The 9238-nt window shown below is 63.7% G+C and carries 8 protein-coding genes and 3 tRNA genes; 3 read left to right on the top strand and 8 right to left on the bottom strand.

The window, feature by feature from the left end; translation table 11 throughout:
* Positions 1–220: 220 nt before the first annotated feature.
* The 5 genes from QP140_RS05280 to QP140_RS05260 form a co-directional block, all read right to left on the bottom strand.
* A tRNA-Asp gene (locus QP140_RS05280) sits at positions 221–294 on the bottom strand.
* Between the two features lies 1 nt (position 295).
* Positions 296–368 (bottom strand) — tRNA-Glu (locus tag QP140_RS05275).
* A 292-nt stretch (positions 369–660) separates the two neighbouring features.
* Complete coding sequence (locus QP140_RS05270) at positions 661–900, bottom strand: hypothetical protein (protein ID WP_284758565.1); 240 nt, start codon at positions 898–900, stop codon at positions 661–663.
* A 449-nt stretch (positions 901–1349) separates the two neighbouring features.
* Positions 1350–1422: transfer RNA gene (locus QP140_RS05265), tRNA-Lys, on the bottom strand.
* A gap of 127 nt (positions 1423–1549) precedes the next feature.
* Complete coding sequence (locus QP140_RS05260) at positions 1550–3055, bottom strand: acetyl-CoA hydrolase/transferase family protein (RefSeq protein WP_284758564.1); 1506 nt, start codon at positions 3053–3055, stop codon at positions 1550–1552.
* Between the two features lie 302 nt (positions 3056–3357).
* On the opposite strand from QP140_RS05260, the gene dusB reads away from it, so the two are divergent.
* Positions 3358–4536, top strand: a complete 1179-nt coding sequence (dusB, locus tag QP140_RS05255) for a tRNA dihydrouridine synthase DusB (protein ID WP_284758563.1) — start codon at positions 3358–3360, stop codon at positions 4534–4536.
* Positions 4537–4607: 71 nt separating this feature from the next.
* On the opposite strand, the gene QP140_RS05250 is transcribed toward dusB, so the two are convergent.
* The 3 genes from QP140_RS05250 to mshD are packed head-to-tail and all read right to left on the bottom strand — an operon-like array spanning position 4608 to position 7447.
* Positions 4608–5165 carry a gluconokinase gene (locus QP140_RS05250; RefSeq protein WP_012360843.1) on the bottom strand — a complete coding sequence of 186 codons (558 nt, stop codon included), beginning with the start codon at positions 5163–5165 and terminating at the stop codon, positions 4608–4610.
* 58 nt (positions 5166–5223) lie between these two features.
* Entirely contained in the window at positions 5224–6375 is a 1152-nt protein-coding gene (gene pstS, locus QP140_RS05245) for a phosphate ABC transporter substrate-binding protein PstS (RefSeq protein WP_148812831.1), read from the bottom strand.
* A 52-nt stretch (positions 6376–6427) separates the two neighbouring features.
* Positions 6428–7447 carry a mycothiol synthase gene (mshD, locus tag QP140_RS05240; protein ID WP_284758562.1) on the bottom strand — a complete coding sequence of 340 codons (1020 nt, stop codon included), beginning with the start codon at positions 7445–7447 and terminating at the stop codon, positions 6428–6430.
* Positions 7448–7595: 148 nt separating this feature from the next.
* Here mshD and QP140_RS05235 point away from each other — a divergent pair, with 148 nt between their 5' ends.
* Positions 7596–8456, top strand: a complete 861-nt coding sequence (locus QP140_RS05235) for an LmeA family phospholipid-binding protein (RefSeq protein ID WP_284758561.1) — start codon at positions 7596–7598, stop codon at positions 8454–8456.
* 10 nt (positions 8457–8466) lie between these two features.
* Positions 8467–9213 carry an FABP family protein gene (locus QP140_RS05230; RefSeq protein WP_284758560.1) on the top strand — a complete coding sequence of 249 codons (747 nt, stop codon included), beginning with the start codon at positions 8467–8469 and terminating at the stop codon, positions 9211–9213.
* Positions 9214–9238 lie beyond the last annotated feature (25 nt).

Below are 9238 nucleotides of genomic sequence, written 5' to 3'. Positions count from 1 at the left end.
CACCCTGACCCGAAACGAGAACCAAGCCGACCACGAAACAGGACGACCAGCCCTCTACGACAACGCTATCGACACCGGCTACACCCACTCAATCGGCATCCAAAAAGGCCAAATCTAACCCCCACGACACGCCGGGCCAGACACACTTTTTGACCCTTAACCCGGAAGACACATAGGAAAGCAAAAACCCCAAGCTCTTCGGAGCTTGGGGTTGATCTTGCGACCCTGACGAGACTTGAACTCGCGACCTCCGCCGTGACAGGGCGGCGCGCTAACCAACTGCGCCACAGGGCCGTACTCCCAACGGGATTCGAACCCGTGTTGCCGCCGTGAAAGGGCGGAGTCCTAGGCCACTAGACGATGGGAGCACGTTCAAAACGCATTTAAGCGTCTCAAACAGCTCGCTCAGTCTAACCCGCCCCCTACACAACAACCAAATTGCCGTGTGACGAAGGGCTTTATGACCACCGGGTTCGTCTCAACAAGATACTGCGCCGCGCGCTGCGACGCAATTCCTAGATGTGCGCCTCCAACCACTCAGCCACATCCGGCCACAGATGCCGGTGCTTCGCGCGGTAGAAACCCATGACTAGTTCGGGAACAGTAAAACCCCAGTTGCACTGGCTAGTGTGTTCGAAAAGAGCTTTCACTGTCTGCCCCTCACGCTATGCTCTCGACATCGACCGGACCCGACATCGCGGATTGAACACCTAAAGAAAGAAACCACATGAGAAAACTCGCGGCAATCACAGCATTAACTGCCCTCGCCCTCACGGGATGCGCCACCGCTGAAGAGGACCCAACACCCAACAGCACCACGTCGACAAGCAAGACAACCAGCACTAAGGCCACCAGCAGCCCGACGACAACAACCAGCCCCAGCACCGAGCCCGCAGCCACCTCAAAACCGACTCAAGCACCAGTAACCGAGCTCTACGTCGTCGAATGTCTCCCCGGAACTCCAGGCCCCTCACGCATGTCCGACGGAAGCACCCAATTCACGGACTACTGCGCCAACCAACCCGGCGCACAGGCTTACCGCGATGCAGAAGCAGCAGCCGGCTGGGATCCATCGAAAGTTCCCTTCGCAGACGGCGGCACCTGCCCGGCCTACAAGTGCGGATATGGGCATGATGAAAACGGCAACCCCAACCCGAGTAGCGGGGAGCTTCAATTTCAGCACGGCTGCGAACAGGGCTACATCGATCCGTCAGAATGTGCCGCGGCGGGGTATTAGAACTGCCTAAGTCATCGGTCCTTAACTGGCCATTAGCCTGACAAAGATGTCGAGTACCGGAGGCACAGATAAGAAATCCCCGGCCTTATGAAGACCGGGGAAATTCAGATTGTGGGCCCTGTGGGGCTCGAACCCACGACCTACGGATTAAAAGTCCGGAGCTCTACCAACTGAGCTAAAGGCCCACGCGCACAATCGCACGCACACAAGCCACGCTTGCGGAACACAGCTTACCCCATGCCGAGGCGCGAAAAACAAATAACCCGCCCCGGCGGAAACCGGGACGGGTTAGGTGCGCGAGATGGCTACAGATTAGCCCTTCATGCTGCCCTTCTCCGCCAGGTTGATGTGGAAATCAAAGGCGGTACGCAGGTCGTGCGGAGTCTGTAGGCCAGCGCCCTTGGACTTCGCGCGCTCGAAGTACTCCTCCAGCAGCGGCTGGTAATCCGGGTGAGCGATCTCGATCATCTTCTTCGCACGCTCACGCGGAGCCAGGCCACGCAGGTCGGCGTAGCCACGCTCGGTGATGATGACCATCGAATCGTGCTCGGTGTGGTCGATGTGGGACGCGAAAGGAACGATCGTGGAGATCGCGCCGTCCTTGGCGATCGTGCCGGAGATGAAGGTCGACAGGAAGGCGTTACGGGTGAAGTCACCGGAACCGCCGATGCCGTTCATGATGCGGGAGCCGGAGACGTTCGTGGAGTTCACGTTGCCGTAGATGTCCGCCTCAATCATGCCGTTCGAAGCGACCAGACCCACGCGGCGGATAACCTCCGGGCTGTTGGAAATCTGCTGCGGACGCAGGATGATGTGCTCACGGTACTTCTTTGCACCGTCGTTCATCTTGTCCGCGTACTCCGGGGAGAGCGCGAAGGAGGTTGCGGAAGCAACAGTCATCTTGCCCGCGTCGATCAGGTCGAGCATGCCGTCCTGAATGACCTCGGTGTAGGCCTGGATGTTCTCGAACTTAGAGTCCAGCAGGCCCGCCATCACTGCGTTCGGGACGTTACCCACGCCGGACTGCATGATGTAGCCGTCGTAGGTGAGACGACCTGCCTTGACCTCACCCTCGAGCAGGTCGAGGAAGTGGCCGGCGATCTTCTCGGACACCTCGTCGGCCGGCTTGAACGGCGCGTTACGGTCCGTGGCGTTAGTCTCTACGACTGCGACGACCTTCTCCTTGTCCACCGGGATATAGGTGGTACCGATGCGGTCACCGGGGTTGTTGATCGGGATCGGGGTGCGGTGTGGCAGGTGGCCAGGCATCCAGATGTCGTGCATGCCCTCGAGATCCTCGGATTGCCACTCATTGACCTCGATGATGATCTTGTCGGCGGCTTCCATGTACTCGATGTTGTTACCGACCGCGGAGGACGGCACAATGTGGCCCTCCTCGGTGATGCGCACAGCCTCAATGATGGCAACATCGAACTTCCCGAAGAAGCCCTGCTCCACGAACATGCCCAGGTGGGAGAGGTGAATATCCTGGTACTTGATCTCACCCTCGTTAATCTGCTTGCGCACGATCGGATCCGTGATGAACGGAGTGCGGTAGTTGATGGCATGAGCTTCGGCCAGCACGCCATCGCAGTCTGGGCCGGTGGAGGCGCCCGTGAACATATCGATGCGGAACTCGTCGCCGCGTTCGTGGGCCTCCTCAGCTCGCTTTGCGATAGCCGTCGGGAGACCCTTCGGGTAGCCGGCGCCAGTGAAGCCAGACATCCCCACCCGGTCGCCGTTGTTGACGAACTGTGCTGCCTCCTCGGCAGTCATCACCTTCGACTTCAGGTAGGCATTGGCGATGCGATCAGACATTATTCCTCCTCGGAGCGTAACTGAGCCAGAGCGCGCTGACCTGCACCAGAAGGACTATTGCGTAGCCGATCCGGGACCCACAGAATTGCCCAACATCGTTGAACAAACCGCGATTTTTATTCCACAGGTGAAAGCTCTTGGCCTGTAAAACACATGCTACATAAATCGATTCTGAAGTGTGATCCACACACTTTTGGGCGACTAACTACCCCCTTTTTCGGTTCCCCCGACACCGGCGGACCGTCCCTGTCGCTGCATCACCGTCCGAAAGCACTTTGCTGCAGCCCGCCCCGCCTGGGAACATGGTCACCGTGACTAGCAGCATCGAAACCAAGCAGCAGGGCCTCAGCATCGGCACGCTGAACCTCGACAGCCCCGTCGTCCTCGCCCCGATGGCGGGCGTGACGAACGTGGCCTTCCGCACCCTCTGCCGCGAGCAGGAACGGGAGCGAATGGGCTCCGTCGCGGGCCTCTACGTCTGCGAGATGGTGACCGCCCGCGCGCTCGTGGAACGCAACCCCAAGACGCTCCACATGACCACCTTCGCGCCGGACGAGGACCCCCGCAGCCTGCAGCTGTACACCACCGATCCGAAGTACACCTACGAGGCAGCCAAGATGATCGTCGACGAGAACATGGCTGACCACATCGATATGAACTTCGGCTGCCCCATGCCCAAGGTCACCCGGCGCGGCGGTGGCGCGGCCCTGCCCTACAAGCGGCGCCTCTTCGGCAACATCGTCGCCGCCGCCGTCAAGGCCACAGAGGGGACGGACATTCCCGTCACCGTGAAGATGCGCATCGGGATTGACGACGAACACCGCACCCACCTTGATGCCGGACGCATCGCCGCCGACGAGGGTGCCGCCGCCGTCGCCCTCCACGGACGCACCGCCGCACAGCGTTATGCCGGCGACGCCGACTGGAGCGAGATCGCCCGCCTCGTGGAGCACATGGACGGCCGCGTGCCGGTGCTCGGCAACGGCGATATTTTCAAGGCCACCGACGCCCGCGCAATGATGGAGCAGACCGGCTGCGACGGCGTGGTCGTGGGCCGTGGCTGCCTGGGGCGGCCGTGGCTCTTCGCCGAGCTCTCCGCCGAGCTGCGCGGCCTGCCGGTGCCAGCTGAGCCACCCCTGGGCGAGGTGGCGCGCATCATCATGCGGCACGCTGAGCTCCTCGCCGAGCACGACGGCGAGGATCGCGCCTGCCGCGACCTGCGCAAGCACATGACCTGGTACATGCGTGGCTTCCCCGCCGGCGGCGACCTACGCCGCAGCCTCTCGAAGGTCAGCTCCCTGGCCGAGCTGCGCGAGGTACTCGATCCCATCTGGGACTCGGATGCTCTCGCCAACGACGCCGACGGCGCGCGCGGTCGGCAGGGTTCCCCCGCGAAGGTGCAGCTGCCGGATGGCTGGCTCAACGACCCTGAGGACGAGACCGTGCCGGTGGGTGCCGATATCGAGAACAGCGGCGGCTAGCCCATCAGCCACCAAAGCAGCATAAAGCGGGGCCCTCGTCGATACGAGGGCCCCGCTTCGTTCTGGGCGTTCTAGGACTCGCTGCCGTAAGCAGTCTCCGCGAACTTCGCGGACGCCAGGGCATCGTCCACGAGGTCTTCCGGCTTGCGGGTCACGTCCAGCTGGATCCCCAGCTCGTCGGAGTGCAGGCGCTCCAACAGCTCCAGCTGCGCCACCAGAAGCTCCTGCGGCATATCGCGGCCGATGCGGTGGCTCATGCGCTCCGAGAGCACATCGAAGGTGCCGTAGAGGTGCACGAAGAACGTGATGCCCTCCGCCTCGTTGAGCACCTCGCGGTGAGCCCGGGTCAGCGCCGGACAAGCAACCACGGTGGATTCCCCGGCGCGGCCGTGCTCACTCATCCAGTCGCGCACGCTCTCCAGCCAGTTGACGTACTTCGCCTTGCTGGGGACCTCACCGCGATCCAGAATGGCGAGGTTCTCCGCCGGGTGGAGATCATCTGCCTCCAGCACGGGCCGACCCGTGCGCTCCCCGATGATCCGGGCCAGAGTGGTTTTACCGGAACCACTGACCCCCATGATCACGAGGTGAATGGGGTTTTGTGGCTTGTCCTGGGTGGGCTGCGTCATAACCTCAATTATGCCTTAGAACGGCCCAACTCACCCACGGAACCCGCGAGCCGAATCCCTAGGCCCCGATCGCGCCGACTGCCTCTTCCACCTTGGTCTTCATCTCACCGGTCAGCGGGACGTAGCCCTTATCCGCGTAGTCGCCCTGCTGGTTGGCCAGCATCGTGTACAGCACGTTTTTCACCTTGTCGCGGGTCTCCTCCCCATAGCCCTTAGAGCAGACGACCTCGTAGGTGGTCAGCGCCAGCGGGTAGGTGCCCTCCGCAGCATCGGCGAACAGGGAGTCGGCGTCCACGATCATGTTCTTGCCCTTGCCCTGGTACTTCACGCTCTTAAGCGACTCGGTGACGGACGTGGAGGACGGCGCCACCGGGCCAAAGCCGAAGTCGACCTTCGCAGCCTTCAGCTGCGGGGCGGGCTTGGTGAACGGCGTGGCCGTGTAGGTGATGGAACCGTTTTCCGAGGCAGCGTGGTCAGCCACCCCGGCCGAACCGTTCGCGCCGAGGCCCACACCAGTTGGGAAGGACGTCCCCTGCGGCTTCCACGCCCCATCGGTTGCCGCTGCGAGGAAGCGCTGGAAGATCTCGGAGGTGCCGGACTGGTCGCCGCGGTACACCACCTTGATCGGGGTCTTCGGCAGCTTCACTCCCTCGTTAGCCTTCGCGATCCGGGGGTCGTCCCAGGACGTGACGTTGCCTGCGAAGATGCTCGCCACGACGCGGGCGGGCAGGTTGATCTCCTGGTCCACGCCATCCAGCCGGTAGGCCACTGCCACGGGGCTCAGCACCATCGGGATGTGCCAGGCGGTGTTGCCCTCGCAGCGCTTCTGGGCATCCTTCGTCGCGCGTTCGCTCAGTGGCACGTCGGTGCTCGCAAAATCCGCCTGTTTGCCAACAAACGCGGCCTTCCCCTTGGCCGAGCCCGTGGCCTGGTATTCCAGCTCAATCCCATCAGGGTGCAGCGCTGGGCCCACCGTGTCCTCGATGAACATCTTTTGGGACGTCGCCCCCGCGCCGCGGACCGTTCCCGAGACGTCCGCCATGGGGTACGGATTTTCTACCGCGGCGGTGGTGGAGTCACCGGATTGCGCCGGCGGGGCGTCACTACCGGAGCAGGCGGTCAAGGCGAGCCCACCGGCCAGCAGAGTGGCCAACGCGGCCGTGGTGCGTCGCGACCCCGGTGCGGCGATCAATGGCTTGTTCTTCAACATCTTCGAGGCAGCCTTTCACTAAGACTCCGCAATAGTTCTGCGGGGCTGGGAATTAATCTAATTCTCCACGATAAACCACATCGGTGTGGACGATCCCGAAGCCCAGTCCCTCGTAGGTCGCTACCGCCGGACCGTTATCGCCCTCGACGTAGAGTTCGACGGTTCCCACGCCTCGGTTCATCAGCTCGCCGATGCCGAGCATCGTGATCGCGGGCCCCAGTCCCTTGCCCCGGGCTTCGTCGGCGAGGCAGACCACATAAACCTCCCCAGCGCGCTCGCCTTCGGGTTTCTCCTGCTCCTCGGTGGGGATTTTCGTCCAGTGGAAGCCAGCACACCGCGGCCCGGCGGCGTCCTCATCCACCCCGCAGGTCCAGACCATCAGCACGCCGTTGGGATCGAACCACGCAGTATCGCGGGCGCTGCGCAGCTGATCAATATCCCAGCCACCCTGCTCCGGGTGCCAGGCGAAGGCCTCGTTGTTCACGCGGACCCATTCCTCGTCCACGAGCTCCTCTCCGAAGCGCTCGACGGCCTCGGGGTAGGTCAGCACCGTCAGCCCCTGGGATTCGACCTTCGAGGTGGCATCTTCTGCCCCGGCGCGGAACTGCTCGCCGCGGGCGCTTCCTGGGGAGGCGTCGACCGCCATCTTGTGCAGCTCACGAGTGCGGCGGGCATTCGCTGCCTCGGCCATCGCGCGAGCCGGTGCCAAATCCCCGTGCGCCCACGCGTCCAGGGGACCAGTCAGTCCCAAGTGCTCATTCGCCGCCGCGAGGAGCCCACGGGCGACACCCTGGCGACGCACATCGGGTACCACGGCCAGCTCGGCGGTCGGGTTCTCCCCGCTCACACTGGCGGTCACGGCGCCGTCCAGCGCCAGGACTCCCACCGCACGCTCGTCGGTCAGGGCCACGATGTGCTGGTGCCCGTGGTCCCCATCGATGCCCTTGAGGAAGGCTTCACTCAGCGCAGCCACCCCGTCGGCCTGTTCGACCTCCCGGAGCAGGGTGTGTACTGCGGCAACCACCTCCGGTTGAGCGTGAAGTTGCTCGTAGGCGTGGAAAGTGCAGGTCATAAAACTCGCTCCCGGAAAAATTCTGGTTCATCTCGCTTGGTGTTCTATCCACCCTACGCAAGCACCCAGACATGGGATTTCGCCATCGATACCCCACCGCCGCGGATCGGGTATGGCCCGCGCCCGTCGATGCGCCATAATGTTCTTCATGGCAAACCCGCAGATTTCGGCTGATTCCTCCCCAGCACCGCGCCCCCGGCGCCGCCTGTGGAAGGTTCTCGCCGGTCTTCTGGTCGCATCCCTCGCACTCACGCTCACGGACTCCCTCATCGCCGCCCGCACGGAGGCGAAGATCTCCCAGCAGCTCTACGAGGGCTCACAGCTGCCCAAGCCGCCGGATGTCATGCTCGCGGGCTTCCCCTACGTCACCCAGGCGCTCACCAAGGAACTGGAGGCCGTGACGGTCACCGCCAAGGACGTCCCCATCGCCGGATTCGGCGACGTCACCGTCCACTCCTCAGCCCAGTACGTCGACGTCACCGGCTCCCAGATCTTCACCGGCGATATTCACGACGCTCCTGCGCGCAAGGTCTTCCACCGCCTCCAGCTGGGCGTCGTCCCCCTGGGAAAGCTGATGGGCATCCCCGACCTGGACGTCTCGAATAAGGCAGACATCTCCCCGCGCGGCGGGTGGGAAACCGAAGCGATCTTCCGCGGCACCCCGAAGGGCTTCCGTGCCCCCGCGATCGTCGAGATGAAGGTCCGCATCAAGCGCGGCGACGTCTACCTGCGCCCCGTCACCGTCATCGAGGGACCGGTGGACAGGAAGGAAGGCGCGGAGATCGTCCCCGCTGATCAGCTGGACGAGGCGACCACCGCGGCGCTGATGGACGGCTTCCGGCTCAAGATCGAGAAGGACTCCATCCCTTTCCCCGGGATCCCGATGCGCGTCTACGTGGGAGGGGGCTCGGTGTTCATCGAGGCGGAGGACTACTACACCACCGTCAGCATCGAGGATCTCACCCCTCCGACCCGTCCCCTCACGGAAGAGCAACGGCCGTCCCTATAGAGTGGAGGCCATGAGTTCCGATAAGGCTAATAATCAGTCTCCTGACCAGGGTGCCAACACCCCGGCAGAAAGCACCAACTCCGGCCCGAAGCTGGACGGCAACGAGGCCGTGAACCTCGCCGCCGAGCAGTCGAAGAGCACGGCGGATAAGAACCTGCCAGTCTTCGGCGACCTCCCGATCCCGGAGGACACCGCCAACCTGCGCTTCGGCCCGAACCTGCATGACGGCCTGCTCGCACTCCTGCCGCTGGTCGGCGTGTGGCGTGGCCGAGGCCAGGCTGCGCAGCCGGGCGAGGAGGAGTTCACCTTCGGCCAGCAGCTGAGCATCTTCCACGATGGCGAGAACCGCCTGGGCTTCGAGTCCCGCACTTGGAAGATCAACCCGCCTGCCGCAGAGGGCGCTGAGGCGGAAGGTGACGAGGCTAGCGCTGAGGCTGCGGGCGAGGCCGAGGTCGGCGAGCTGCTGCGCCGCGAGGCCGGCTTCTGGCGCATCGACAACGATGACAACATCGAGCTGCTCATCGCCCACTCCGACGGCATGATCGAGCTGATGTACGGCAAGCCGCTCACCGAGCGCGCCTGGCAGCTGGAGAGCGCTTCCACCCTGGCTACCGAAACCGGCCCGAGCGCCCTGGGCCCCGGCAAGCGTCTCTACGGCCTCATGCCGAACAACGACCTGGGCTGGGTCGACGAGCGCCTCATCGACGGCGAGATGGTGCCGTGGATGTCCGCGCAGCTCAAGCGGGTGCGCGGCTAGCTCTGCGCCTGGCTAGCGCCGTGCC

Origin of the sequence: Corynebacterium sp. UMB9976 (genome assembly GCF_030212265.1) — a bacterium.
Classification (GTDB): domain Bacteria; phylum Actinomycetota; class Actinomycetes; order Mycobacteriales; family Mycobacteriaceae; genus Corynebacterium.
Note: the sequence above shows the minus strand (reverse complement) of the source record. Positions and strands in the feature narration are given on the sequence as shown.